24 protein-coding genes are annotated in these 23,753 nt (G+C 72.6%); 12 read left to right on the forward strand and 12 right to left on the reverse strand.

Features of this window, described 5'->3' with window-relative positions:
* Positions 1–32: 32 nt before the first annotated feature.
* Entirely contained in the window at positions 33–386 is a 354-nt protein-coding gene (locus tag AB0D29_RS04495; protein WP_362852086.1) for a hypothetical protein, read from the reverse strand.
* Positions 387–455: 69 nt separating this feature from the next.
* Between AB0D29_RS04495 and AB0D29_RS04500 the strand changes: the two genes are divergently transcribed.
* Positions 456–1,157, forward strand: coding sequence for a uridine kinase (locus tag AB0D29_RS04500; RefSeq protein ID WP_362852159.1), 702 nt, complete (start codon positions 456–458; stop codon positions 1,155–1,157).
* 42 nt (positions 1,158–1,199) lie between these two features.
* Here AB0D29_RS04500 and AB0D29_RS04505 read toward each other — a convergent pair whose 3' ends face one another.
* The 3 genes from AB0D29_RS04505 to AB0D29_RS04515 all read right to left on the reverse strand — a co-directional run bounded on the left by AB0D29_RS04505 (position 1,200) and on the right by AB0D29_RS04515 (position 3,011).
* Positions 1,200–1,637, reverse strand: coding sequence for a MarR family winged helix-turn-helix transcriptional regulator (locus tag AB0D29_RS04505; RefSeq protein WP_362852087.1), 438 nt, complete (start codon positions 1,635–1,637; stop codon positions 1,200–1,202).
* A gap of 5 nt (positions 1,638–1,642) precedes the next feature.
* The gene (locus AB0D29_RS04510; protein WP_362852088.1) at positions 1,643–2,086 is read right to left on the reverse strand and encodes an SRPBCC family protein; all 444 of its coding nucleotides are present in this window, start codon (positions 2,084–2,086) and stop codon (positions 1,643–1,645) included.
* Positions 2,087–2,315: 229 nt separating this feature from the next.
* Positions 2,316–3,011, reverse strand: coding sequence for a SigE family RNA polymerase sigma factor (locus AB0D29_RS04515; RefSeq protein WP_362852089.1), 696 nt, complete (start codon positions 3,009–3,011; stop codon positions 2,316–2,318).
* Positions 3,012–3,188: 177 nt separating this feature from the next.
* Here AB0D29_RS04515 and afsQ1 point away from each other — a divergent pair, with 177 nt between their 5' ends.
* Genes afsQ1 through AB0D29_RS04530 form a run of 3 tightly spaced genes read left to right on the forward strand, consistent with a single transcriptional unit; the run spans position 3,189 to position 5,981 of the window.
* Positions 3,189–3,866: a two-component system response regulator AfsQ1 gene (gene afsQ1 / locus AB0D29_RS04520; RefSeq protein ID WP_063754818.1), complete on the forward strand. Its 678-nt coding sequence runs from the start codon at positions 3,189–3,191 to the stop codon at positions 3,864–3,866.
* Positions 3,863–5,350, forward strand: coding sequence for a HAMP domain-containing sensor histidine kinase (locus AB0D29_RS04525; protein ID WP_362852090.1), 1,488 nt, complete (start codon positions 3,863–3,865; stop codon positions 5,348–5,350). Before afsQ1 ends, AB0D29_RS04525 begins: the two co-directional genes overlap by 4 nt.
* The gene (locus AB0D29_RS04530; RefSeq protein WP_362852160.1) at positions 5,343–5,981 is read left to right on the forward strand and encodes a hypothetical protein; all 639 of its coding nucleotides are present in this window, start codon (positions 5,343–5,345) and stop codon (positions 5,979–5,981) included. The genes AB0D29_RS04525 and AB0D29_RS04530 overlap by 8 nt, the downstream gene beginning before the upstream one ends.
* 295 nt (positions 5,982–6,276) lie before the next feature.
* On the opposite strand, the gene AB0D29_RS04535 is transcribed toward AB0D29_RS04530, so the two are convergent.
* From AB0D29_RS04535 to AB0D29_RS04545, 3 genes are all read right to left on the reverse strand, one after another.
* Complete coding sequence (locus tag AB0D29_RS04535; RefSeq protein WP_362852091.1) at positions 6,277–7,923, reverse strand: phospho-sugar mutase; 1,647 nt, start codon at positions 7,921–7,923, stop codon at positions 6,277–6,279.
* A 28-nt stretch (positions 7,924–7,951) separates the two neighbouring features.
* Positions 7,952–8,758 carry a purine-nucleoside phosphorylase gene (locus AB0D29_RS04540; protein ID WP_030387597.1) on the reverse strand — a complete coding sequence of 269 codons (807 nt, stop codon included), beginning with the start codon at positions 8,756–8,758 and terminating at the stop codon, positions 7,952–7,954.
* Positions 8,759–8,859: 101 nt separating this feature from the next.
* Positions 8,860–9,297 (reverse strand): gamma-glutamylcyclotransferase, encoded by a 438-nt coding sequence (locus AB0D29_RS04545; protein ID WP_030290800.1) that lies wholly within the window; start codon positions 9,295–9,297, stop codon positions 8,860–8,862.
* A gap of 184 nt (positions 9,298–9,481) precedes the next feature.
* On the opposite strand from AB0D29_RS04545, the gene AB0D29_RS04550 reads away from it, so the two are divergent.
* Complete coding sequence (locus AB0D29_RS04550; RefSeq protein WP_362852092.1) at positions 9,482–10,921, forward strand: NAD(P)H-quinone dehydrogenase; 1,440 nt, start codon at positions 9,482–9,484, stop codon at positions 10,919–10,921.
* Between the two features lie 175 nt (positions 10,922–11,096).
* A complete protein-coding gene (locus tag AB0D29_RS04555) occupies positions 11,097–12,041 on the forward strand; it encodes a DeoR/GlpR family DNA-binding transcription regulator (protein WP_351297751.1) in 945 nt (314 codons plus the stop codon).
* A 78-nt stretch (positions 12,042–12,119) separates the two neighbouring features.
* On the opposite strand, the gene AB0D29_RS04560 is transcribed toward AB0D29_RS04555, so the two are convergent.
* The gene (locus AB0D29_RS04560) at positions 12,120–13,883 is read right to left on the reverse strand and encodes a biotin carboxylase N-terminal domain-containing protein (RefSeq protein WP_362852093.1); all 1,764 of its coding nucleotides are present in this window, start codon (positions 13,881–13,883) and stop codon (positions 12,120–12,122) included.
* A gap of 489 nt (positions 13,884–14,372) precedes the next feature.
* On the opposite strand from AB0D29_RS04560, the gene AB0D29_RS04565 reads away from it, so the two are divergent.
* Positions 14,373–14,846: a hypothetical protein gene (locus tag AB0D29_RS04565; protein ID WP_362852094.1), complete on the forward strand. Its 474-nt coding sequence runs from the start codon at positions 14,373–14,375 to the stop codon at positions 14,844–14,846.
* Here AB0D29_RS04565 and AB0D29_RS04570 read toward each other — a convergent pair.
* The 4 genes from AB0D29_RS04570 to AB0D29_RS04585 form a co-directional block, all read right to left on the reverse strand.
* Positions 14,827–15,447, reverse strand: a complete 621-nt coding sequence (locus AB0D29_RS04570; RefSeq protein WP_362852095.1) for a nucleoside triphosphate pyrophosphatase — start codon at positions 15,445–15,447, stop codon at positions 14,827–14,829. The genes AB0D29_RS04565 and AB0D29_RS04570 overlap by 20 nt on opposite strands.
* A gap of 64 nt (positions 15,448–15,511) precedes the next feature.
* On the reverse strand, positions 15,512–15,652 hold the full coding sequence (locus tag AB0D29_RS04575) for a hypothetical protein (RefSeq protein ID WP_351297763.1): 141 nt from the start codon (positions 15,650–15,652) through the stop codon (positions 15,512–15,514).
* A gap of 94 nt (positions 15,653–15,746) precedes the next feature.
* Positions 15,747–15,953: an acyl-CoA carboxylase epsilon subunit gene (locus tag AB0D29_RS04580; protein ID WP_362852161.1), complete on the reverse strand. Its 207-nt coding sequence runs from the start codon at positions 15,951–15,953 to the stop codon at positions 15,747–15,749.
* A 20-nt stretch (positions 15,954–15,973) separates the two neighbouring features.
* Positions 15,974–17,560 (reverse strand): acyl-CoA carboxylase subunit beta, encoded by a 1,587-nt coding sequence (locus AB0D29_RS04585; protein WP_362852096.1) that lies wholly within the window; start codon positions 17,558–17,560, stop codon positions 15,974–15,976.
* 131 nt (positions 17,561–17,691) lie between these two features.
* On the opposite strand from AB0D29_RS04585, the gene AB0D29_RS04590 reads away from it, so the two are divergent.
* The 5 genes from AB0D29_RS04590 to hutH all read left to right on the forward strand — a co-directional run bounded on the left by AB0D29_RS04590 (position 17,692) and on the right by hutH (position 23,753).
* Complete coding sequence (locus AB0D29_RS04590; protein WP_362852097.1) at positions 17,692–18,558, forward strand: biotin--[acetyl-CoA-carboxylase] ligase; 867 nt, start codon at positions 17,692–17,694, stop codon at positions 18,556–18,558.
* A gap of 280 nt (positions 18,559–18,838) precedes the next feature.
* The gene (locus AB0D29_RS04595; RefSeq protein WP_362852162.1) at positions 18,839–19,930 is read left to right on the forward strand and encodes an adenylate/guanylate cyclase domain-containing protein; all 1,092 of its coding nucleotides are present in this window, start codon (positions 18,839–18,841) and stop codon (positions 19,928–19,930) included.
* A gap of 152 nt (positions 19,931–20,082) precedes the next feature.
* Entirely contained in the window at positions 20,083–20,883 is an 801-nt protein-coding gene (locus tag AB0D29_RS04600; protein ID WP_362852098.1) for an enoyl-CoA hydratase-related protein, read from the forward strand.
* A 126-nt stretch (positions 20,884–21,009) separates the two neighbouring features.
* A complete protein-coding gene (locus tag AB0D29_RS04605) occupies positions 21,010–22,125 on the forward strand; it encodes a sensor domain-containing diguanylate cyclase (protein WP_362852099.1) in 1,116 nt (371 codons plus the stop codon).
* Positions 22,126–22,211: 86 nt separating this feature from the next.
* Positions 22,212–23,753: a histidine ammonia-lyase gene (hutH, locus tag AB0D29_RS04610; RefSeq protein WP_362852100.1), complete on the forward strand. Its 1,542-nt coding sequence runs from the start codon at positions 22,212–22,214 to the stop codon at positions 23,751–23,753.

Below are 23,753 nucleotides of genomic sequence, written 5' to 3' on the forward strand. Positions count from 1 at the left end.
CGCGCTGCCGGGGCCTTCCCGTACCCGTTTCCCTACTTCTTGGGGAGCACCGGCCCGAGCAGCGAGGACACCGCGGCGGTGGGCAGTTCGCCGACGGACGGCCCCTGGGTCAGCACACCGGTGACCATGCCGGTGCCGACGGAGGGGAAGTCCGCGACCTTCGTGGCCACGCCGTTGTCCAGCGGGTCCACACCGGTGTGGGCGAGGGGGTTCACCTTGAGGTTCGCGACGGGATCGGTGACCCCGGCCAGAGCCGCCGGTACGTCGAGCTCACCGGCCTGAGCGCCCCCCGCGGCCATCGCGAGCGCGGCGCCCGCCATCGAGACCGTCAGGCCCGCGGAACGGAGCCGGCTGCTTGCGGAGGAGGCTGCTGCGTGGCGTGCCATGGGATTCCCGCCCTGTGCTCGTCTGTGGTGCGCCGTAGTCGTACGCGCACGCAGCGTAGTGGAGGTGTGATCCTCGATACCAACCGGTCACCGGGGGCATCCCCTGAGCGGGGGAATGGTTCACACTTGTGTTCCGTGAGCTCCTCCTCTCCTTTGCCTACGCGTGTCGTGCTGCTGACCGGACCCTCGGGGTCCGGCAAGTCCTCGCTGGCGGCCCGTTCGGGCCTGCCCGTGCTGCGCCTGGACGACTTCTACAAGGAGGGTGACGACCCGACCCTCCCGCTGGTCGAGGGCAGTTCGGACATCGACTGGGACTCCCCGCTGTCGTGGGACGCGGACACCGCCGTCGCGGCGATCGAGGAGCTGTGCGCGGTGGGCCGCACCGACGTCCCCGTGTACGAGATCGCGACGTCCTCGCGGACCGGGGCGGAGTCGCTGGACATCTCGCGGACGCCGCTGTTCATCGCGGAGGGCATCTTCGCCGCGGACATCGCCGCGCGGTGCCAGGAACTGGGGCTGCTCGCCGACGCCATCTGCCTGCGCGGGCGGCCGTCCACCACCTTCCGCCGCCGGCTGGCGCGCGATCTCCGCGAGGGCCGCAAGTCGGTCCTGTTCCTGCTGCGGCGCGGCCTGCGGCTGATGCGGGCGGAGCGGGGCATCGTGGCGCGCCACATCGCGCTGGGCGCGCACGCGTGCGGCCGTGACGAGGCCCTCGGCCGGCTCGCCGCGGCCGCCGCCGGCCGTCACCGCCACGCGCCCACCCCCGCCTAGGTCCCGGACAGGGCCTGGGGCCCAGGCCGTGCCGCCCAGGGGCTAGCCCCCGTCCGGTCCGCCGCCTTCCGCGGCCAGGCGGCCGAGGAGGGCCACCGCGTCCTCGATCGGGACCGGCCCGAAGAACCGCGCGTCGACCTCCTCGACGGCCGCGATCGCGCGGGGGGCCAGGTCGCCGCCGAGGTCGGTGACGCGCAGCCGCTTGGCGCGCGTGTCGGCCGGGTCCACCTCGCGTTCGATCAGGCCCTTCTTCTCCAGGGTGCGCAGCACCTGGGAGGTCATCTTCACGTCCGTGCCCGCCTGGCGGGCGACGGCCAGCTGGTTGGGCCGCTCGCCGCGGCCGTTCAGCCACCAGGTGCAGGCGAGCAGGACGAACTGCACGTGGGTCAGGTCGAGCGGGGCCAGGGCGCCGGCGATGTCACGCTGCCAGCGCAGCGTGACGTGCCAGAGCAGGAACCCGGGGCTCTCGCCGGGCTTCAAGGCGCTCAGCCCCGCGCCGCGAGGCGTACGAGCGAGGCCATCGTGTCGGGCCAGTCCGCGGTGATGCCGGGGCCGATCCGGGGTCCCGCGTCGGCGGCGCCCTCGCCGGTGATCTCCATCCGGTACACCACCCGGGTGCGCTCCGCTCCGAGCGGGACGAGCCGGTGCGTGGTCCGCAGGACGAGCGGCCCGAACCGGGCCTCGTCGGTGAAGTGCTCCCCCTCGCCGAACTCGGTGACCGTCAGCGCGATCGGATCCTCGCCGGGCGGGGTCATCGTGATCCCGGCGCCCTCGGCGAACGGACCCCGGAGCTCGATCTTCTCGATCTCACCGTTCCAGGCGCCCCAGTTCTCCACGTCGCTCCAGAGCCGCCAGATCGCCTCGGGTGCGGCGTCGGTCTCGATGGCGTGCTCGTACTCCCACATGGCGGTCTCCTCGGTTCGCGACATCCACAGAATGTCTACGGACAGATTATCTGCGCGCAGACTATCTGTCCAGGAGGGCGCCCCCGCACCCGCCACGCCGGGGGAGGGGCCGGCGCGCACCGCCCGGCCCCGCCCATGCGAAAAGGCGGGATCAGGCGGACCCCCGGCCGCTTGATCCCGCCTTTTCCCCCCGCGGCCCCCGCCCCACCCCCGTAGGACGGGCCCCCTGGCCCGATGGTCTGTGTGCGCCGCGTTACGCGACGAGCTCCTCGAAGGACTCCGCCTCGTCACGGCCGAAGCTCAGCGCCTCGTCCTCCCGCAGGCGGCGCAGGGAGCGCCAGATGCTCGACTTCACCGTGCCGACGCTGATCCCGAGGATCTCCGCGATCTCCGGGTCCGTGCGGCCCTCGTAGTAGCGCAGCACCAGCATCGTGCGCTGCGGCTCCGGGATCCGGGTCAGCGCCTGCCACAGGACCGCGCGCAGCTCCGTACCGCGCATCGCGTCCGTGTCGGAGGCCGTCTCCGGCAGCTCCTCCGTCGGGTACTCGTTCAGCTTCCGCCGACGCCACGCGCTGATGTGCAGGTTGGTCATCGTGCGGCGCAGGTAGCCGCCGACGGCCGCCTTGTCGCTGATCCGGTCCCAGGCGCGGTACGTGGAGAACAGCGCGCTCTGCAGCAGGTCCTCGGCCTCGTAGCGGTCGCCGGTGAGGTGGAAGGCCGTCGCGTACAGGGCGGCCCGCCGCTCCTGGACGTAGGCCGTGAACTCCGCCTCCGAAGTGGAGGACGGCGTCTGCTGGGCGGGAACCGCCTGGTACTGGTTTGCGTCAATGGCTACGACGTGGGCCGGCCGGGGACGGGCGACCGCCACCGTACGGACACCCGCCCGGCGGTTCACATCGTGCAGCCGCGTGACAACCGCGCTGGTGTTGGTGCTGTGCAGCGTGTTCATCTCGCGCCCCCCGTCGTGGAGTGTCTCTGCTTCGGTCCGTTGTGCGTTGGTAGAAGACTGCCCCGCCGACTTAACCGGGGTGTCCGTCGACTGTCACAGCCCTGTCACAGCGACTTCCGCACGATCCCCTCCCCCCGACGGTCGAACTCCCGACTGTCGATGGGACAGAATGAGCCCGTGCCTTTCCTGTTGCTGATCGAGGACGACGACGCCATCCGCACGGCCCTCGAGCTCTCCCTGTCTCGCCAGGGCCACCGTGTGGCCACCGCGGCGACGGGCGAGGACGGCCTGAAACTGCTGCGCGAGCAGCGGCCGGATCTGATCGTGCTGGACGTGATGCTGCCCGGGATCGACGGTTTCGAGGTGTGTCGGCGGATCCGTCGCACCGACCAGCTGCCGATCATCCTGCTCACCGCGCGCAGCGATGACATCGACGTGGTCGTCGGCCTGGAGTCCGGGGCCGACGACTACGTGGTCAAGCCCGTCCAGGGCCGGGTCCTCGACGCCCGCATCCGGGCCGTCCTGCGCCGCGGCGAGCGCGAGTCGAGCGACTCGGCGAGCTTCGGCTCCCTCGTCATCGACCGCGCGGCCATGACGGTCACCAAGAACGGCGAGGACCTCCAGCTCACCCCGACCGAGCTGCGGCTGCTGCTCGAACTGAGCCGCAGGCCCGGGCAGGCGCTGTCGCGCCAGCAGCTGCTGCGGCTGGTCTGGGAACACGACTACCTCGGTGACTCGCGGCTCGTCGACGCCTGCGTCCAGCGGCTGCGCGCCAAGGTCGAGGACGTGCCGTCCTCGCCCACCCTGATCCGCACCGTCCGGGGCGTCGGCTACCGCCTGGACTCCCCGCAGTGATCCGCGCGTTGCTCGCGGGCCGGCGCTGGACCAGCCTGCGGCTGCGGCTCCTCATCGTCTTCGCGCTGGTCGCCCTGACGGCCGCGGTCTCCGCGTCCGGGATCGCGTACTGGCTCAACCGGGAGGCCGTGCTCACCCGCGTCCAGGACGCGGCGCTCGGCGACTTCCGGCAGGAGATGCAGAACCGTGCCGCCGCGCTGCCCGCCGACCCGACGCCGGAGGAGATGCAGCGCACCGCCGAACTGATGGCGGGCAGCAGCCCCGGCTACAGCGTGCTGCTGGTGCACGAACGCAAGGACCACCGCGAGGTGTTCGGCGCGGCCGGCCCCGACTCCTTCGGGCTGCAGAACGTACCGAAGTCCCTCCAGAACGCCGTGAACGACGAGCAGAAGACGACCGCGGCGAACGACGCCGAGTACCACATGTACTGGCAGCGGACGAAGCCGAACGGCAACCCGTACCTGGTCGGCGGCACCCGGATCGTGGGCGGCGGGCCGACCGGCTACATGTACAAGTCGCTCGCCCAGGAGCGGGACGACCTGAACGCGCTCGCCTGGTCGCTGACGATCGCCACCGGTCTGGCGCTGCTCGGCTCCGCCCTGCTGGCGCAGGCCGCGGCCCGTACGGTGCTGAGGCCCGTGCAGCGGCTGGGAGACGCGGCCCGGCGGCTCGGCGAGGGCGAGCTGGACCACCGCCTCGACGTGTCGGGCACGGACGAACTCGCCGACCTGTCGCACACCTTCAACAAGACGGCCGAGGCGCTGGAGAAGAAGGTCGCCGACATGAGCGCGCGGGAGGAGTCCAGCCGGCGCTTCGTCGCGGACATGTCCCACGAACTGCGCACTCCGCTGACCGCGTTGACGGCGGTGGCGGAGGTGCTGGAGGAAGAGGTCGACGACCTCGACCCGATGATCGCGCCGGCGGTGGCCCTGGTCGTCAGCGAGACGCGGCGGCTCAACGACCTGGTGGAGAACCTGATGGAGGTCACCCGCTTCGACGCGGGGACGGCCCGGCTGGTGCTGGACGACGTCAACGTCGCCGACCAGGTCACGGCCTGCATCGACGCACGGGCCTGGCTCGACGCGGTCGAACTCGACGCCGAACGGGACATCGTGGCCCGGCTCGACCCGCGCCGCCTCGACGTCATCCTCGCCAACCTGATCGGCAACGCCCTCAAGCACGGCGGCTCGCCGGTGCGGGTGTCGGTGACGGTGGACGGGGAGTGGCTGGTCATCGCGGTCCGGGACAACGGCCCGGGCATCCCCGAAGAAGTCCTGCCGCACGTCTTCGACCGCTTCTACAAGGCGAGCGCGTCGCGGCCGAAGTCGGACGGGAGCGGGCTCGGCCTGTCGATCGCCGTGGAGAACGCGCACATCCACGGCGGCGACATCACCGCCGCCAACGCGGCGGGGGGCGGGGCCCTGTTCACGCTGCGGCTGCCGGTGGACGTGGGGAAGGTGATCTCGGGTGACCTGGATGCGTAGGGCCCTGCCGGTGCTGCCGGCCGTGGTGGTCCCGCTGGTGGCGCTCGCCCTGCTCGCGACGTCGGGCTGTGGGATCAGGGCCACGACCGTGCCGGTGGACGTGGGGCCGGCCCCGTCACGGGTGTCGTGCGACACCCCGCCGGCGCCCGCCGGACAGAGCGGGGTGCAGGGCTTCCGGGCCACGGTGGAACTGGTCTGCGGATCGCAGCTGGTGGGCGTGGAGCGAGTGGTTCCGGTGCCCGAGAAGATGCCCGTACGGGAACCCGTGGGCCTGGTCGCGCAGGCGCTGCTGGAGGCGCTGGAGCAGACGCCGAGCGCGGACGAGCGGGACGCGGGCTTCACGACCGGGGTCCCGGAGGGGCTCGCGGTGTCCGCGCCGCGCGCGGGCGACCCGGCGGGCACGGTGCGGCTGAGCCGCAAGCCGGAGGATCTGCCGCCGGTGGCCCTGTCGCAGGTCGTGTGCACGCTGGCGGGCAACGAGGCGGTGTCGGCGGGCCCGGGGCCGGTGGTCCTGGGCGGGCCGGACGCGGACCCGCCGCGGGCGTGGGAATGCACGGAGGCGGTGCGCTCGCGGCCGGAGTCGGTCCCGACGCTGGGCGAAATCGTCCGCCCCTCGGCTTCGCCTTCCTGACGCGCCGCCCGCAGGGCTGGGCGCCGGCCTCCGGTCGGCGGCCCGCGAGGCCGTACGGGCGCGACTCCGCCCCGCAGGGCCCCGGAAACGGCGAAGGCCCGGTCCCGCCGGACGGGGCGGGACCGGGCCGTGCAGGGGGCCGAAGCCCCGGCCCCGCGCCCGACGGACGGAGTCCGGCGCAGTGGCTCGAAGCCGGTGAGGCCCCCTGGGGCCGAGGCGCGCGAGCGGCGCCGGATGGATCAGCCGGGCCGGGCAGGGGCCGAAGCCCCGGCCCCGCGCCCGAGGGACGGACGGATCAGATGCCTGCCGCCGCCGCGAGGTCCTTCTTGATCGCGTCCAGGATCTCCTGGCCGCGGGTGCGGGCCGAGGCGAGGTCGGAGGCCTCGGGGACCGGGACGACCACCTCCAGGTAGCACTTCAGCTTCGGCTCCGTGCCCGACGGGCGGACGATCACCCGGGCCTTGTAGTCGCCCTCGAGGTAGTAGCGCAGGCCGTCCGTGGGCGGGAGCGTCTCCGTGCCCTGCGTCAGGTCCTCCGCCGAGACGACCCGCAGCCCCGCCAGGGACACCGGCGGCTGCGCGCGCAGCGCGGCCATCGCCGAGGCGATCACCGACAGGTCCGAGACGCGGACCGACAGCTGGTCGGTGGCGTGCAGCCCGTGGGCCATCGCCAGGTCGTCCAGCAGGTCGGTCAGGGTCCGGCCCTGCTCCTTGAGCTCCGAGGCCAGCTCCGCCACCAGCAGCGCGGCGGTGACGCCGTCCTTGTCGCGGACGCCCTCGGGGTCCACGCAGTAGCCGAGCGCCTCCTCGTAGCCGTAGCGCAGGCCCTCGACGCGGGCGATCCACTTGAAGCCCGTCAGGGTCTCCTCGTAGCCGACGCCCGCCGCCTCCGCGATCCGGCCCAGGAGGGAGGAGGAGACGATGGATTCCGCGAAGACGCCCCGCGCCCCCTTGTGGACCAGGTGGGCCGCCAGCAGCGCGCCGACCTCGTCGCCGCGCAGCATCCGCCAGCCGTCCTCGGTGGGGACCGCCACCGCGCAGCGGTCCGCGTCCGGGTCGTTGGCGATCACGATGTCCGGGTTGACCTCGGCCGCCTTGGCGAAGGCCAGGTCCATCGCGCCCGGCTCCTCCGGGTTGGGGAAGGCCACCGTCGGGAAGGCCGGGTCCGGCTCGGCCTGCTCGGCCACCAGCACCGGGGCGGGGAAGCCGGCCCGGGCGAAGGCCGCCAGGACGACGTCCTTGCCGACGCCGTGCATGGCCGTGTAGACGGTCCGTACGCCCCGGGCGGACCCGGGGGTCAGGACGGCGTCCGTACGGGCCAGGTAGGCCTCCAGGACCCCGTCGCCGAGCTCCTCCCAGCCGGACTCCGGGCGGGGGACCGAGGCGAGCGTGTCGACGCGGGCGATCTCCGCCGCGATCTCCGCGTCCGCCGGGGAGACGATCTGCGAGCCGTCGCCGAGGTAGACCTTGTAGCCGTTGTCCCGGGGAGGGTTGTGGCTCGCGGTCACCTCGACGCCGGCGACGGCGCCCAGGTGCCTTATGGCGTACGCGAGGACGGGCGTCGGCAGCGGGCGGGGCAGGACGGCCGCACGCAGCCCGGCGCCGGTCATGACGGCCGCGGTGTCGCGGGCGAAGTCCGCCGACTTGTAGCGGGCGTCGTAGCCGACGACGACCAGGCCGCCGGCGTGGCCCTGGGCCTTCAGGTAGGCCGCGAGGCCCGCCGCGGCCCGGATGACCACGCCGCGGTTCATCCGCATCGGGCCCGCGCCGATCTCACCGCGCAGTCCGGCGGTGCCGAACTGGAGGGTGCCGGCGAAGCGGTCCGCGAGCTCCGCGGTGTCGCCCGCGTCGATGAGCGCCGCGAGTTCGGCCGCCGTCTCCGGGTCCGGGTCCTCCGCCAGCCAGGCCTGGGCCCGGGTGATCAGGTCGTCCTGTTCCTGCACTGCTTCCGCCTTACCTCTCGTACGTCGATCAGATGCGGGCGAGGACCTGCGTCAGCAGCGTGCCCATGCGGGCGGCCGAGTCGCGGCCGGCCTGGAGGACCTCTTCGTGGTTCAGCGGCTCGCCGGACAGGCCCGCCGCCAGGTTGGTGACCAGGGAGATGCCGAGCACCTCGGCGCCGGCCTCACGGGCTGCGATGGCCTCCAGCACGGTGGACATGCCGACCAGGTCGGCGCCCATGACGCGGATCATGTTGATCTCGGCCGGGGTCTCGTAGTGCGGGCCGGGGAACTGCACGTAGACGCCCTCTTCGAGGGTCGCGTCGATCTCCTTGCACATCGCGCGCAGGCGGGGCGAGTACAGGTCGGTGAGGTCGACGAAGTTCGCGCCGACGATCGGCGAGGTGGCCGTCAGGTTGAGGTGGTCGCTGATCAGGACGGGCTGGCCGGGCTTCATGCCCTCGCGCAGACCGCCACAGCCGTTGGTGAGGACCACGGTCTTGCAGCCGGCGGCGACGGCGGTGCGCACGCCGTGGGCGACGGCGGCGACGCCGCGGCCCTCGTAGTAGTGGGTCCGGCCGAGGAAGACCAGGGCGCGCTTGTCGCCGATCTTGTACGAGCGGATCTTGCCGCCGTGGCCCTCGACGGCGGCGGGCGGGAAGCCGGGCAGCTCGGTGACGAGGAACTCGGCCTCGGGGGCGCCGAGCGCCTCTGCGGCGGGGGCCCAGCCGGAGCCCATCACGAGGGCGACATCGTGGGAGTCCACGCCGGTCAGCTCACGCAGGCGGGCGGCTGCGGCGTCGGCGGCGGCGAAGGGGTCGGTAACAGATGCGTTCACGCAGACGAGCGTAGCCGCTCCTGGCCTACGCGCGTAGATGGCACAGCTCACGGTGTTCGGATCGTTGCCTTGTCGTTTCCGCCGAATCGTCCCCGCAGGGGTCAGCAGGGGCGCTTGCGCAGTTCCATCACGTAGTCGTGCGGGGCGCCCGCGGACTCGGCGGCGTCGGCGAGCTCGCCGAGGTAGCGCGCCGAGGGCAGGCCGCCCTCGTAGCCGTTGAGCACGTAGCACCAGGCGGCCTCTTCGCCGTCCAGGGTGTGCACCCGGATCCGCATGCGGCGGTAGATGTCGAGTCCGACGCCCTCCCAGCGGTCCATCGAGTCCTCGTCGAGCGGCGCGATGTCGTACAGGGCGACGAAGACCTGGTGGCGCGGGGCCTCGACGATGGTGGCGAGAGCGCCCTCCCAGCCCATCTGCTCGCCGCCGAAGGTCAGCCGCCAGTCGTTGATCCAGCCCGTTCCGCGCAGCGGCGAATGGGGAGCGCGGCGCGTCATCAGCCGCGGGTCGAGGTTGCCGGCGTACGCGGCGTAGAGCGACATGAGGTCGAGGGTACGGGAGGGGTGGCGGTGACCGCGTGCCCGGATGGCGCACGGATGACGGGACCGGGCGCGAAGCACCTTGAACCGTGCGGGACAATGGGGCACGGAATGCATCCCCCGGGGAGACCCCCCGGAACACCGGCCGGGGCGGCAGCCGGCCGGGTAGACGTGAGGCGGACTTTTCGTGACCCGGATCGTGATCATCGGCGGCGGACCCGGCGGGTATGAGGCTGCGCTGGTAGGGGCCCAGCTCGGCGCGGAGGTGACCGTCGTGGACTGCGACGGCCTCGGCGGGGCCTCGGTCCTGACCGACTGCGTGCCCTCCAAGACTCTGATCGCGACCGCCGAGGTGATGACCACCTTCGATTCGTCGTACGAGGAGCTCGGCATCGTCGTCGCGGACGACACCCCGCACATCGAGCAGGCCGCGCGCGTCGTCGGCGTGGACCTCGGCAAGGTGAACCGGCGCGTCAAGCGCCTCGCGCTCGCCCAGTCGCACGACATCACCGCCTCCGTCACCCGGGCCGGCGCCCGCGTCGTGCGGGGCCGCGGCAAGCTCGGCGGCCCGCAGGGCATCGACGGCACGCGCGACGTCATCGTCACAGCCGCCGACGGCACCGAGACGATCCTGACGGCCGACGCCGTGCTGATCGCGACCGGCGGCCACCCCCGCGAGATCCCGGACGCCATGCCCGACGGCGAGCGGATCCTGAACTGGACCCAGGTCTACGACCTCGACGAGCTCCCGGAGGAGCTCATCGTGGTCGGCTCCGGTGTGACCGGCGCCGAGTTCGCCGGCGCGTACCAGGCCCTCGGCTCCCGGGTGACGCTCGTGTCCTCCCGCGACCGCGTGCTGCCCGGCGAGGACCCGGACGCCGCCGCCGTCCTGGAGGACGTCTTCCGGCGCCGCGGCATGAACGTCGTCGGCCGCTCCCGCGCCGAGTCCGCCAAGCGGGTGGGCGACCGCGTCGAGGTGACCCTCTCCGACGGCCGAGTCCTGACCGGTACGCACTGCCTGATGGCGGTCGGCGCCATCCCCAACACCAGGAACATGAACCTGGAGGAGTCCGGCGTCCGGCTGAAGGACTCCGGGCACATCTGGACCGACAAGGTGTCGCGCACCTCCGCGCCCGGCGTGTACGCGGCGGGCGACGTCACCGGGATCTTCGCGCTCGCGTCGGTCGCGGCGATGCAGGGCCGCATCGCGATGTACCACTTCCTCGGTGACGCGGTGGCCCCGCTGAACCTCAAGACGGTCTCCTCGAACGTCTTCACCGACCCCGAGATCGCCACCGTCGGCTACACCCAGGCGGACGTGGACGCCGGCAAGATCGACGCCCGCGTGGTGAAGCTCCCGCTGCTGCGCAACCCGCGCGCGAAGATGCAGGGCATCCGGGACGGCTTCGTGAAGCTGTTCTGCCGTCCGGGCACCGGCATCGTCGTCGGCGGTGTGGTCGTCTCCCCGCGCGCGAGCGAGCTCATCCACCCCATTTCGATCGCCGTGGACAACAACCTGACGGTCGAGCAGATCGCAAACGCGTTCACCGTGTACCCCTCGCTGTCGGGCTCGATCGCCGAGGTGGCGCGCCAGCTGCACACGCGGAAGGCCGCCGGGGAGGCCTGATCGGCCTCAACCGCCCCAAGTCGCAAGGGAGTTGGGGCGGTAGGCTGCCGCATGGCCGGATGTTCACCCGGACATCGGGCCGCGTATACCACTAGTCGCCCCGGCATATGGACAACTTCGGTATTTCGGCGCAAGGAGCTGAAAGCAGACGGTCGTTGGGGTTACTGTCAGTTTCGTGTTCGCTGCAGAACGTCGCCAATTGATCCTCGAAATGGTGCGGGCCAACGGAGCGGTATCGCTCCGGGAGCTCGCCCGCGTCGTCCAGACCTCCGAAGTGACCGTACGGCGGGACGTGCGGGCACTGGAGGCAGAAGGACTCCTCGACCGCCGACACGGCGGTGCGGTCTTGCCGGGCGGTTTCACGCGGGAGTCCGGCTTTCCGCAAAAGTCCCATCTCGCGACGGCGGAGAAGACCGCCATCGCCGATGTCGCGGCCTCCCTCGTGGAAGAGGGCGAGGCCGTCGTCGTCGGCGCGGGCACCACGACCCAGGAGCTGGCCCGCCGGCTCGCCCGGGTGCCCGGGCTGACCGTCGTCACCAACTCGCTGCTCGTCGCACAGGCCCTGGCCCACGCGAACCGGGTGGAGGTGGTGATGACCGGCGGCACCCTGCGCGGGTCCAACTACGCCCTCGTCGGCAGCGGGGCCGAACAGTCCCTCCAGGGGCTCCGGGTCTCCCGCGCCTTCCTCTCGGGCAGCGGCCTGACGGCCGAGCGCGGCCTGTCCACGTCCAACATGCTCAGCGCGAGCGTGGACCGGGCGCTGGTGCAGGCGGCCGCGGAGGTGGTCGTCCTCGCGGACCACACGAAGCTCGGCACGGACACCATGTTCCAGACCGTGCCGACGGACGTGATGACCCGCCTGGTCACGGACGAGCCGCCGCCGCACGACGACCGCGCCGCGACGGAACTCCAGGCACTCGCCGACCAGGGCGTCCAGATCACCGTGGCGGGCGCGGCCGCCTCCGGCGGCGGGGACGGGATGATGGGGCGGCGACCGCGCCGCGACTCGCCGCTGCCGGTGCAGCGGCGAGGCGGGCCGACCGCGCAACTGCGGGCCGCGGGCATGCTGCCCGAGCCCCAGGCGGAGCGGGCCCGCGTGGCCGACATGCGCCGCCGCTAGGCCGTCGACCTGGAACGAACAGAACGCCGGCGGGGCTGGATGTTCCAGCCCCGCCGGCGTTCGCGGTGTTCCCGGACGTCAGTCCTTGATCTCGCAGATCGTCGCGCCCGAGGTGACGGAGGCGCCGACCTCGGCCGTGAGGCCGACGATGGTGCCGGAGCGGTGCGCGTTGAGCGGCTGCTCCATCTTCATGGCTTCGAGTACGACGACCAGGTCGCCCTCGTTGACCTGCTGGCCCTCCTCGACCGCGACCTTGACGATCGTGCCCTGCATCGGGGAGGCCAGGGTGTCGCCGGAGGCGGCCGGGCCGGACTTCTTGGCCGCGCGGCGCTTCGGCTTGGCGCCGCCCGCGGCGGCCGTGCGGGCCAGGGTCATGCCCAGCGAGGACGGGAGGGAGACCTCCAGGCGCTTGCCGCCGACCTCGACGACGACCGTCTCGCGGCCCGGCTCGTCCTCGGTGTCCTCCGCGGCCGGGGCCGTGAACGCCGGGATCTCGTTGACGAACTCGGTCTCGATCCAGCGGGTGAAGACCGTGAACGGGCTGCCGTCGGTGGGCGCGAACGCCGGGTCGGCGACGACGGCACGGTGGAACGGGATGGCCGTGGCCATGCCCTCGACCTCGAACTCGGCCAGGGCGCGCGCCGCGCGCTGCAGGGCCTGCTCGCGGGTGGCGCCGGTGACGATGAGCTTGGCCAGGAGGGAGTCCCAGGCCGGGCCGATCACGGAGCCGGACTCCACGCCCGCGTCCAGGCGGACACCCGGGCCGGTGGGGGCGTTGAACTTGGTGACCGTGCCGGGGGCCGGGAGGAAGCCGCGGCCCGGGTCCTCGCCGTTGATGCGGAACTCGATGGAGTGACCGCGCAGGACCGGGTCGCCGTAGCCGAGCTCCTCGCCGTCGGCGATGCGGAACATCTCGCGGACCAGGTCGATGCCGGCGACCTCTTCGGTGACCGGGTGCTCGACCTGCAGGCGGGTGTTGACCTCCAGGAAGGAGATCAGGCCGTCGGCGGAGACGAGGAACTCGACGGTGCCGGCGCCGACGTAGCCGGCTTCCTTCAGGATGGCCTTGGAGGCGGCGTACAGCTCCGCGTTCTGAGCCTCGGTCAGGAACGGCGCGGGGGCCTCCTCCACCAGCTTCTGGTGGCGGCGCTGCAGGGAGCAGTCACGGGTCGAGACGACGACCACGTTGCCGTGCGAGTCGGCCAGGCACTGGGTCTCGACGTGGCGCGGCTTGTCGAGGTAGCGCTCGACGAAGCACTCGCCGCGGCCGAAGGCGGCGACGGCCTCACGGACGGCGGAGTCGTAGAGCTCCGGCACCTCTTCGAGGGTGCGGGCGACCTTCAGACCGCGACCGCCACCGCCGAAGGCGGCCTTGATGGCGATCGGCAGGCCGTGCTCCTTGGCGAACGCGACGACCTCGTCGGCCCCGGAGACCGGGTCCGGCGTACCGGCGACCAGCGGCGCACCGGCGCGCTGGGCGATGTGACGGGCGGCCACCTTGTCGCCGAGGTCACGGATGGCCTGCGGCGGCGGACCGATCCAGGTCAGGCCGGCGTCGATCACGGCCTGGGCGAAGTCGGCGTTCTCGGAGAGGAAGCCGTATCCGGGATGGATGGCGTCCGCACCGGAGTCGGCTGCGGCCTGGAGGACCTTGGAGATGTCCAGGTAGCTGGCGGCCGGGGTGTCACCGCCCAACGCGAAAGCTTCGTCTGCCGCGCGGACGTGCAGAGCGTCCCGGTCCGGATCGGCGTAGACGGCTACGCTCGCGATCCCGGCGTCCCGGCAGGCCCGAGCAACGCGGACAGCGATTTCGCCACGGTTGGCGATGAGCACCTTGCGCACGATGGCTCCCTCCTTGAAACAAGCTGAGTTTAGGGACAGCCCACACGGCCTTTCGACCCTTCCCCGGTGGTGACCTTGCCCACACAGAGTGTGATGCGAGGCCCGAACCACCCGAGAACCCTTGTGGCGCCCCAGGTCAGGGGGATCCCCGACTGCACAGTAACCCCGTCATGTATCCAAGGTCTCTGTCCCCCCGGTCAGCGGCCCCGGGTGATTCTTTGTCGAGTCCCTACGAACGGCCCACATTTTCTTTGCCGGCCGGCGCGGAGTTGTCCACTTGTTCGCCGATTGGTTGCCCGATCGGCGGTCCCGTCGCCCCACGGGGCGAACGGGGACAACACCGTACCCACAGGCGGCCCGGAGAGGGCGCGTTGACGGCCCGTCGACCGCCCGTCGAACCCGGGTGTGCGGATGTCTTGCCCGCTGCTCTACCCGTTAGTAGCCTCCAGGCGTCGAACAGGCTTGTGACGCGTGGGGGGTGGGGACGTCGTGCTGCGCAGACTCGTGGCCGGACTGGCCGCGATCGTGCTTGTCGCGGAAGCGGCCGTGCTCGTGCTCGTCCACATCGTGCTGGGGCGGACCACGGCGAACCAGTCGATGTCCATCGCCGGCAGCGATCCGGACGTCATGTCCAAGGCGACCTACGCCATGGGGGCGGGCATGGGCGCCTTCCTCGTACTGTGCGCCGTCCTCGCCGCCGTCGCCGCGCTCGGCGACCGCCCCCCGGGCCGCTTCGCCCGCATCGTCCTCATCGCGGCCGCCGTCACCCACGGGCTGCTCGGCGTCCTCGCCGTCGTCCTCGTCGGCTGGCCCGCCTTCGCGGCGACGACGCTGATCCTGTGCCTGCTGGTGCTGACCCTGACGCTCTACGCCGCCCCGCGGGACGGCGCCGGCGACGGCGAGGGCGACGTACAGCCCCCGCCCCCGCCCGCGTACGGGGAGCTCAAGCCCACAGGTCCGTGATGGACACGCCCAGTTCGCCCAGCAGGGAGCGCAGCAGCGGCAGCGACAGGCCGATCACGTTGCCGTGATCCCCGTCGATGCCGTCGATGAACGGCGCCGACAGTCCGTCCAGGGTGAACGCCCCCGCCACGTGCAGCGGCTCTCCGCTCGCCACGTACGCGGCGACCTCCGCGTCCGTCGGCTCGCCGAACCGGACCGTCGTGGACGCCGTGGCCGAGACCTGACGGCCGTCCGCCGTGTCGATCACGCAGTGCCCGGTGCGCAGTACGCCGGCCCGTCCGCGCATCGACTTCCAGCGCGCGGTGGCCTCCTCGGCGTCGGCGGGCTTGCCCAGCGCCTCGCCGTCCAGCTCCAGCACGGAGTCACAGCCGATCACCAGGGCGCCCGCGGCCTCGTCCAGGCCCGCCACGACCGCCGCCTTCGCCTCGGCCAGCGCCAGGGCCAGCTGGGCGGGCTCGTCGTGGTTCAGGGTGTCCTCGTCGAAGCCGCTGACGATCACGTGCGGGGCGAGCCCGGCCTGGCGCAGCAGGTTCAGCCGGGCGGGGGAGGCGGAGGCGAGGACGAGCTTGCGCGGGTTCGCGGGCTGGGGCGTGGCAGTCATGCCGGTCATCGTAGGCGCGCGGCCGACGTCCCGGAACACGCCCGGAGCGGGCTGCGGGGCGGCCCTAGAAGTGGCCCACGCCCACGCCCAGGACGTAGACCACGACGAGCATGGCGAGGGCGAGCACCACGCTCAGCCGCCGGATCATCGCCTGCGCATCGCGCATTTCCTTGGGCGGCTCGTTCTTCGGGTCGGACCAGAGCATGCTCCGATCCTGGCCCCGGGGACGGGTGCGGCGCCTGAGTACGGGTACTCAGGCGCCGCCCCGCGTTCACATCATCTTCGGCTCGCCGGGCGGGCTAGCCGGGCCAGTACGTACGGCCCCACGCGCGCGGCCCCGGACGCGGCAGCCGGCGCCGTGCCACCCGCGACGGCGTCGACCACTCGTCCGCGACCGGCGGGGCGGGCGACGATGCCGAGGCCAGCACCGCCGCGCGCGCCTGGACCACCGCCAGTGCGGCGGCCAGCTCCTCCGGGGTCGGATTGCCCTTGACGACCTTGATCACCACAGAGACCTCCTGGAGGGCTAGAGGGGGATGTTGCCGTGCTTCTTCGGCGGCAGGGACTCCCGCTTGGTGCGCAGCTGCCGCAGCCCCTTCACCACGTGCGCCCGGGTCTCGGACGGCATGGTCACCGCATCGATGTAACCGCGCTCGGCGGCCGTGTACGGGTTCAGCAGCGCGTCCTCGTACTCGGCGATGAGCCGTGCCCGGGTCTCCTCCACATTGTCCGCCTCCGCGATGGTCCGGCGGTGCAGGATGTTCACCGCGCCCTGCGCGCCCATGACGGCGATCTGCGCGGTCGGCCAGGCCAGGTTCAGGTCCGCGCCGAGGTGCTTGGAGCCCATGACGTCGTACGCGCCGCCGAAGGCCTTGCGGGTGATGACGGTGATCAGGGGGACGGTGGCCTCGGCGTACGCGTAGATCAGCTTCGCGCCGCGCCGGATGATTCCGTTGTACTCCTGGTCCGTGCCCGGCAGGAAGCCCGGCACGTCCACGAAGGTCAGCACCGGGACGTTGAAGGCGTCGCAGGTCCGGACGAACCGTGCCGCCTTCTCGGAGGCGTTGATGTCCAGGCAGCCGGCGAACTGCATCGGCTGGTTGGCGACGATGCCCACCGGGTGGCCCTCGACCCGGCCGAAGCCGGTCAGGATGTTCGGCGCGAAGAGCGCCTGCGTCTCCAGGAACTCGCCGTCGTCGAGCACGTGCTCGATCACGGTGTGCATGTCGTACGGCTGGTTCGCGCTGTCCGGGATCAGCACGTCGAGCTCGCGGTCGAGGTCGGAGACCTCGGTGTCCGCCTCCTCCGGGAAGGCGGGCGGCTCGGACAGGTTGTTCGACGGCAGGTACGCGAGCAGCGACTTCACGTACTCGATGGCGTCCTTCTCGTCGCCCGCCATGTGGTGGGCCACGCCGGACGTGCTGTTGTGGGTGCGCGCCCCGCCCAGCTCCTCGAAGCCCACGTCCTCGCCGGTGACCGTCTTGATGACGTCCGGGCCGGTGATGAACATGTGCGAGGTCTGGTCGACCATGACCGTGAAGTCGGTGATGGCGGGGGAGTACACGGCGCCGCCGGCGCAGGGCCCGACGATCAGGCTGATCTGCGGGATCACGCCGGACGCGTGGACGTTGCGGCGGAAGATCTCCCCGTACATGCCCAGCGCGCTGACGCCCTCCTGGATGCGGGCGCCGCCGGAGTCGTTGATGCCGACGAGGGGGCAGCCCGTCTTCAGCGCGAAGTCCATGACCTTCATGATCTTCTGGCCGTAGGTCTCGCCGAGGGCACCGCCGAAGACGGTGAAGTCCTGCGAGAACACGGCGATCGGACGGCCGTCCACCGTGCCGTAGCCGGTGACGACGCCGTCGCCGTAGGGGCGGGTCTTCTCCAGCCCGAAGTTGGTGGAGCGGTGCCGGGCGAACTCGTCCAGCTCGACGAAGGATCCCTCGTCCAGCAGCAGGGCAACCCGCTCACGCGCCGTCAGCTTGCCCTTGGCGTGCTGCTTCTCCACGGCACGCGCGGACCCGGCGTGGGTGGCTTCGTCGATGCGGCGCTGCAGATCCGCGATCTTGCCCGCGGTGGTGTGCATGTCGATCGGCTCTGACGGATGTGACATCGGGGTCGCGGCTCCCTGCATGGTGTCAACTGCCTGGTCAATTGATTGACTACTGCTGGCTACTGGTGCGTAGCGTATCGGCGGGCATGGCGCTCGGCAGTGCGGCGTTTGACACACCTACTGTGGGTTGCATGACGCCATCAGATGCATCAGCAGGAGCTTCCGCCGGTCGTTGGTCGAGCCTGGAGCGCCCGCCGCTGAACGCCGAGGGGCTGCGGCGGGCCCTCGTGACCGGGGCAGGGCTGTGGACCTCCCTGGAGGTGGTCGCGACCACCGGTTCCACCAACACCGACCTCGCCGCCCGGGCGCCCGAGCTGCCCGAGGGGGCCGTGCTCGTCGCCGAGGAGCAGAGCGCCGGGCGCGGGCGGCTGGACCGCAGCTGGGTCGCGCCGGCCCGGTCCGGGCTGTTCTTCTCCGTCCTGTTCAAGCCGGGCGACGCGGTCCCGCAGGAGCGGTGGGGGTGGCTGACCCTGCTGGCCGGGGTGGCCACCGCGACCGGGCTGTCCCGCGCGGCGGGCGTGGACACCGCCCTCAAATGGCCCAACGACCTGCTGGTCACCGTGGACGGCGAGGAGCGCAAGACCGGCGGGATCCTCGCCGAGCGCGTCGCCGACGGCGTGGTCGTCGGGATCGGGCTCAACGTCAGCCTCGCCGAGGACGAGCTGCCCGTACCGGCCGCGGGCTCGCTCGCGCTGGCCAAGGCCGCCGTCACCGATAGGGACCCGCTGCTGAGGGCCGTCCTGCGGTCCCTGGAGGAGTGGTACGGGAACTGGCGCGCCGCCGGTGGCGACCCCGCCGCCAGCGGCCTCCAGGAGACCTACGCGGCCGGCTGCGCCACCCTCGGCCGCCACGTCCGCGCGGAGCTCCCGGGCGGCCGCACCCTCACCGGAACGGCCGAAGCGGTGGACACCGATGGCCGGCTGGTGATCCGTACGGCCGAGGGAGCGCACGAGGCGGTGGGGGCGGGGGACGTCGTCCACCTGCGATCCGTGCACTGACGGGCACGGCGGGGATGGGGCCGGGCTCGCGTTCCGGGCGGGTGCGGCCTCATGGCCCGGCCCGGGCTCCCCGCAGGAGGACCGCGTCGCAAAAAGGGGAGGGGGAGTGAGCTACGGCACACCTGCCGTATGGTTTAGGCGATCCCGGTGCTCGTGGTGATCAACCGGTTCGCAGGGCAGTGCGCACGGAATGGACAGGAGGCGGCCCTTGACCGTCGACGACTCTACGTCCAGCGCGTCCCACGGCGCCGGCGGCTCCTCGTCCGGCCCCGTCACCCCGATCGGCCGTGACCAGCACACCCCGCACCACGAGGTCGACCACACGGCCCAGCCCACGGCGGACCCCCTCGCCATCCGGCTGGAGCAGCTGATCCTCGGGGCCGAGCGCCGGTACACGCCGTTCCAGGCCGCCCGGAGCGCCGGTGTGTCCATGGAGCTCGCCTCCCGTTTCTGGCGGGCCATGGGCTTCGCCGACATCGGGCAGGCCAAGGCGCTGACCGAGGCCGACGTACTGGCCCTGCGCCGGCTCGCCGGTCTGGTGGAGGCCGGGCTGCTGTCCGAGCCGATGGCGGTGCAGGTGGCCCGGTCCACCGGGCAGACCACGGCGCGGCTGGCGGAATGGCAGATCGACTCCTTCCTGGAAGGGCTGACGGAGCCGCCGGAGCCGGGGATGACCCGTACGGAGGTCACGTACCCCCTGGTGGAGCTGCTCCTGCCCGAGCTGGAGGAATTCCTCGTCTACGTGTGGCGGCGGCAGCTCGCGGCCGCCACCGGACGCGTGGTGCAGGTCGCGGACGACGACGAGATGGTCGACCGCCGGCTCGCGGTGGGCTTCGCCGACCTGGTGGGCTTCACCCGCCTCACGCGGCGGCTGGAGGAGGAGGAGCTCGGCGAGCTGGTCGAGTCCTTCGAGACGACCGCGGCGGACCTGGTGGCCGCGCACGGCGGCCGGCTGATCAAGACGCTCGGCGACGAGGTGCTGTACTGCGCCGACGACGCGGCGACGGCGGCGGAGATCGCGCTGCGGCTGATCGAGACGATGGAGCTCGACGCGCAGATGCCCGAGCTGCGGGTCGGGATCGCCTTCGGCACGGTGACGACCCGGATGGGCGACGTCTTCGGGACGACGGTGAACCTGGCGAGCCGGCTGACGTCCATAGCCCCCAAGGACGCGGTGCTGGTGGACGGGGCGATGGCCGAGGAGCTCTCCCGGACCGGGGCCGCGCCGGTGTCGGAGAAGGAGGCGGAGGCCTCGCTCGACGAGGTGTCCTACCGGTTCGCCCTCCAGCCGATGTGGCAGCGCCCGGTGCGCGGGCTCGGCGTGGTGGAGCCCTGGTCGCTGACCCGCAGGAAGCCCAAGAACCCCGCCTGACGCGCCCCCCGGGGCTTTGCCGTCCGCCCCCGCCTCCCTTGGGCGGCGGGCCGGGGCGCAGTCGTGCCCCGGAACCGCGCAGCCTTGACCCGGTGGCCTCCCCGCGCACTAGAGTGCGGCGATAACGCTCGTTAACCGGGAGGGTCGCAGGCATGTCTGAGCAGCGCTTCGGAGAGTTCGTCGCGGTACGTCGGGAGGGCGACGGGCACGTCGCCGAGCTGGCGATGGACCGCCCCAAGGCGATGAACGCGGTGTCGACGGAGATGGCCCGCTCGATCGGCGCCGCCTGCGCGGCGCTCGCGGCGGACCCGTCGGTGCGGGTCGTGGTGCTGTCCTCCACCGCGGAACGGGCCTTCTGCGTCGGGGCGGACCTCAAGGAGCGGAACTCGCTGTCGGACGCCGAGCTGGTGCGGCAGCGGCCGACCACGCGGGGGGCGTACGGGGGCGTGCTGGAGCTTCCGGTGCCGACGATCGCGGCCGTGCACGGTTTCGCGCTGGGCGGGGGCTTCGAGCTGGCCCTGGCCTGTGACGTGATCGTGGCCGACGAGACCGCGGTGGTCGGGCTGCCCGAGGTGTCGGTGGGCGTGATCCCGGGCGGCGGCGGTACGCAGCTGCTGCCGCGCCGGGTGGGGGCGGCGCGGGCGGCCGAGCTGATCTTCACCGCGCGCCGGGTGGAGGCGGCCGAGGCGCTGTCCCTGGGGCTGGTGGACTCGGTGGTCCCGGCGGGCGGGGACAGGGCCGAGGCGCTGGCCCTGGCGTCCCGGATGGCGGCGAACTCCCCGGTGGGTCTGCGGGCGGCCAAGCGGGCGCTGCGGCTGGGGCACGGGATGGACCTGGCGGCCGGTCTGGAGATCGAGGACGCGGCCTGGCGGACGGTGGCCTTCTCCGGGGACCGGGCGGAGGGCGTGGCGGCGTTCAACGAGAAGCGCAAGCCGAACTGGCCGGGGGAGTAGCCCGGCCCGTGGGTCCGTGGGTCCGCGTGGGTCCGTCGGTCCGTCGGTCGGTCCGGGAGGTCCCGGGCGGTGTCCCCCAGTAGCGTCACGCGTACCAAATCGGACAAAACTCCCTAACCTGGGGTGATGGGAGTCGACGGGCGGCTGCGGGCCGTGGTGAGCCTCGCGCAGGCGATGGCCGCGGCCTGCGCGCCGCGGGACAGTGTGCGGGCGGCGGCGCGGGGGGCGCGCACGGCGCTGGACGGCTCGTTCGCCGCGATCTCCGCGTGGGAGCGGGAGCGGGGGCGCCTGCGCGTGCTCGTGAACGAGGGCGAGCGGCGGGCCGGGGAGGAGGAGTTCCCCGAGGACGAGTCCTACCCCGTGCACGACTTCCCCGAGATCACCGAGTTCCTCCACGAACGGTGGGTCGGTGGCGGCGGACCGCACGCCTGGATCGAGAGCGCCGTCGGCGACAGGCCGGGGCGGCGCGGGGAGGCCCTGCGCCACCGCGGCCGCGGTACCTGCGTGGTCGCGCCCGTCGTGCTCAGCGGCCGGGCCTGGGGCGAGCTGTACGTGGCCCGCGACGAGGGGCTGCCCGACTTCGACGAGGACGACGCCGAGTTCGCCACCGTGCTCGCCGCCGTGATCGCGGCCGGCCTCGCGCAGAACGAGCGGCTGGAGGAGGCCCGGCGCCTCGCCTTCACCGATCCGCTGACCGGGCTCGCGAACCGGCGGGCGGTCGACATGCGGCTCGACGAGGCCCTGGAGGAGCACCGCAGGACCGGGGTGGTGGTCAGCCTCGTCGTCTGTGACCTGAACGGGCTGAAGAAGGTCAACGACACCCTGGGCCACGCCATGGGGGACCGGCTGCTGGAGCGGTTCGGGTCGGTGCTCAGTCTGTGCGGGGCCATGCTTCCCGGCGCGCTGGTGGCGCGCCTGGGCGGCGACGAGTTCTGCCTGGTCGGGGTCGGTCCGAGCGCCGACGAGGTGGTCCGGGTGACCGAGGAGGTGTGCACCCGGGCCGCGGAGCTGGAGCTCGGCGAGGGCGTGGCCTGCGGGGTGGCCTCCACCGGGGACCCGATCGGGCCGGTGAAGTCCTCCCGGCGGCTGTTCCGGCTGGCCGACGCCGCCCAGTACAAGGCGAAGGCCGCGCGCTCGCCGGGGCCGGTGGTGGCGGGCCGCGACACCGCGGTGGTCCGGCTCGCGGACGCCGCCGCCCAGGAGGCCCCGGGGGAGCGCCGCCGCTTCCGCGGCCGGCAGTGAACGTAAGGGTTACTCGTCGGTCGCGATCGTGACAATTTCGACTAGTGACATGAAGCGATTCAATCCGTAGGGTGCTGAATATGGATATGCACACTGTTGTGGTCGGGACCTCCGGGACCACTGCCGAGGACGTCATCGCCGTCGCCCGCGGCAACGCACGGGTCGAGCTGTCCGGCGAGGCGCTCGACGCACTCGCCCGTGCCCGCGAGATCGTCGACGCCCTCGCCGCCAAGCCCGAGCCCGTCTACGGGGTGTCCACCGGATTCGGTGCCCTCGCCTCCCGGCACATCAGTCCCGAGCTGCGCGCCCAGCTCCAGCGCAACATCGTCCGCTCGCACGCCGCCGGCATGGGCCCGCGCGTCGAGCGCGAGGTGGTCCGCGCGCTGATGTTCCTCCGGCTGAAGACCGTCGCCTCCGGGCACACCGGCGTACGGCCCTCCGTCGCCCAGACCATGGTCGACGTGCTCAACGCCGGGATCACCCCCGTCGTCCACGAGTACGGCTCCCTCGGCTGCTCCGGCGACCTCGCGCCGCTGTCCCACTGCGCGCTCGCGCTCATGGGCGAGGGCGACGCCGAGGGCCCGGACGGAACCGTCCGCCCCGCCGGCGAACTGCTCGCCGAAGCCGGCATCACCCCCGTCGAGCTCCGCGAGAAGGAGGGCCTCGCCCTCCTCAACGGCACCGACGGCATGCTCGGCATGCTCGTCATGGCCCTCGCCGACCTCGGCAAGCTCTACACCTCCGCCGACATCACCGCGGCCCTCACCCTGGAAGCCCTCCTCGGCACCGAGAAGGTCCTCCAGCCCGAGCTGCACGCCATCCGCCCGCACCCCGGCCAGGGCGCCTCCGCCGCCAACATGGCCGCCGTGCTGAAGGGCTCCGGGCTCGTCCGCCACTACCAGGAGGAGACCGCCCCGCGCGTGCAGGACGCGTACTCCGTGCGCTGCGCCCCGCAGGTCGCCGGCGCGGGCCGCGACACCATGGCGCACGCCGCCCTGGTGGCCTCCCGCGAGCTGGCCGCCGCCGTCGACAACCCGGTGGTGCTGCCCGACGGGCGCGTGGAGTCCAACGGCAACTTCCACGGGGCCCCGGTCGCCTACGTCCTGGACTTCCTGGCCATCGCGGCGGCAGACCTCGGCTCCATCGCCGAGCGCCGCACCGACCGGCTGCTCGACAAGAACCGCTCGCACGGCCTGCCGCCGTTCCTCGCGGACGACGCCGGCGTGGACTCCGGTCTGATGATCGCCCAGTACACGCAGGCCGCCCTGGTCAGCGAGATGAAGCGGCTCGCGGTGCCGGCCTCCGCCGACTCGATCCCCTCCTCCGCCATGCAGGAGGACCACGTCTCGATGGGCTGGTCGGCCGCGCGCAAGCTCCGTACCGCCGTCGACAACCTGACGCGGATCATCGCCATCGAGCTGTACGCGGCCACCCGCGCCATCGAGCTGCGCCACGGGCTGACCCCGGCGCCGGCCAGCCGGGCCGCCATCGAGGCCGCCCGCGCGGCGGGTGTGCAGGGTCCCGGGCCGGATCGTTTCCTCGCCCCTGATCTGGCCGCCGCCGACGCGTTCGTCCGCTCGGGCGGCCTCGTCGCCGCCGTGGAGCCGGTGACGGGCCCGCTCGCCTGA

The sequence above is a fragment of the Streptomyces sp. NPDC048424 genome (assembly GCF_040651555.1).
In the GTDB taxonomy this organism is placed as follows: domain Bacteria; phylum Actinomycetota; class Actinomycetes; order Streptomycetales; family Streptomycetaceae; genus Streptomyces.

Excerpts from the sequence above, each read along its gene's own strand:
- AB0D29_RS04545 (WP_030290800.1), bottom strand. The coding sequence starts at position 9,297 with ATGTCGCTCTACGCCGCGTACGCCGGCAACCTCGACCCGCGGCTGATG.
- AB0D29_RS04510 (WP_362852088.1), bottom strand. The coding sequence starts at position 2,086 with ATGTCGCGAACCGAGGAGACCGCCATGTGGGAGTACGAGCACGCCATC.
- AB0D29_RS04585 (WP_362852096.1), bottom strand. The coding sequence starts at position 17,560 with ATGTCACATCCGTCAGAGCCGATCGACATGCACACCACCGCGGGCAAG.
- AB0D29_RS04570 (WP_362852095.1), bottom strand. The coding sequence starts at position 15,447 with ATGACTGCCACGCCCCAGCCCGCGAACCCGCGCAAGCTCGTCCTCGCC.
- AB0D29_RS04495 (WP_362852086.1), bottom strand. The coding sequence starts at position 386 with ATGGCACGCCACGCAGCAGCCTCCTCCGCAAGCAGCCGGCTCCGTTCC.
- hutH (WP_362852100.1), top strand. The coding sequence starts at position 22,212 with ATGCACACTGTTGTGGTCGGGACCTCCGGGACCACTGCCGAGGACGTC.
- AB0D29_RS04605 (WP_362852099.1), top strand. The coding sequence starts at position 21,010 with ATGGGAGTCGACGGGCGGCTGCGGGCCGTGGTGAGCCTCGCGCAGGCG.
- AB0D29_RS04575 (WP_351297763.1), bottom strand. The coding sequence starts at position 15,652 with ATGCTCTGGTCCGACCCGAAGAACGAGCCGCCCAAGGAAATGCGCGAT.
- AB0D29_RS04590 (WP_362852097.1), top strand. The coding sequence starts at position 17,692 with ATGACGCCATCAGATGCATCAGCAGGAGCTTCCGCCGGTCGTTGGTCG.
- AB0D29_RS04515 (WP_362852089.1), bottom strand. The coding sequence starts at position 3,011 with ATGAACACGCTGCACAGCACCAACACCAGCGCGGTTGTCACGCGGCTG.
- AB0D29_RS04600 (WP_362852098.1), top strand. The coding sequence starts at position 20,083 with ATGTCTGAGCAGCGCTTCGGAGAGTTCGTCGCGGTACGTCGGGAGGGC.
- AB0D29_RS04530 (WP_362852160.1), top strand. The coding sequence starts at position 5,343 with ATGCGTAGGGCCCTGCCGGTGCTGCCGGCCGTGGTGGTCCCGCTGGTG.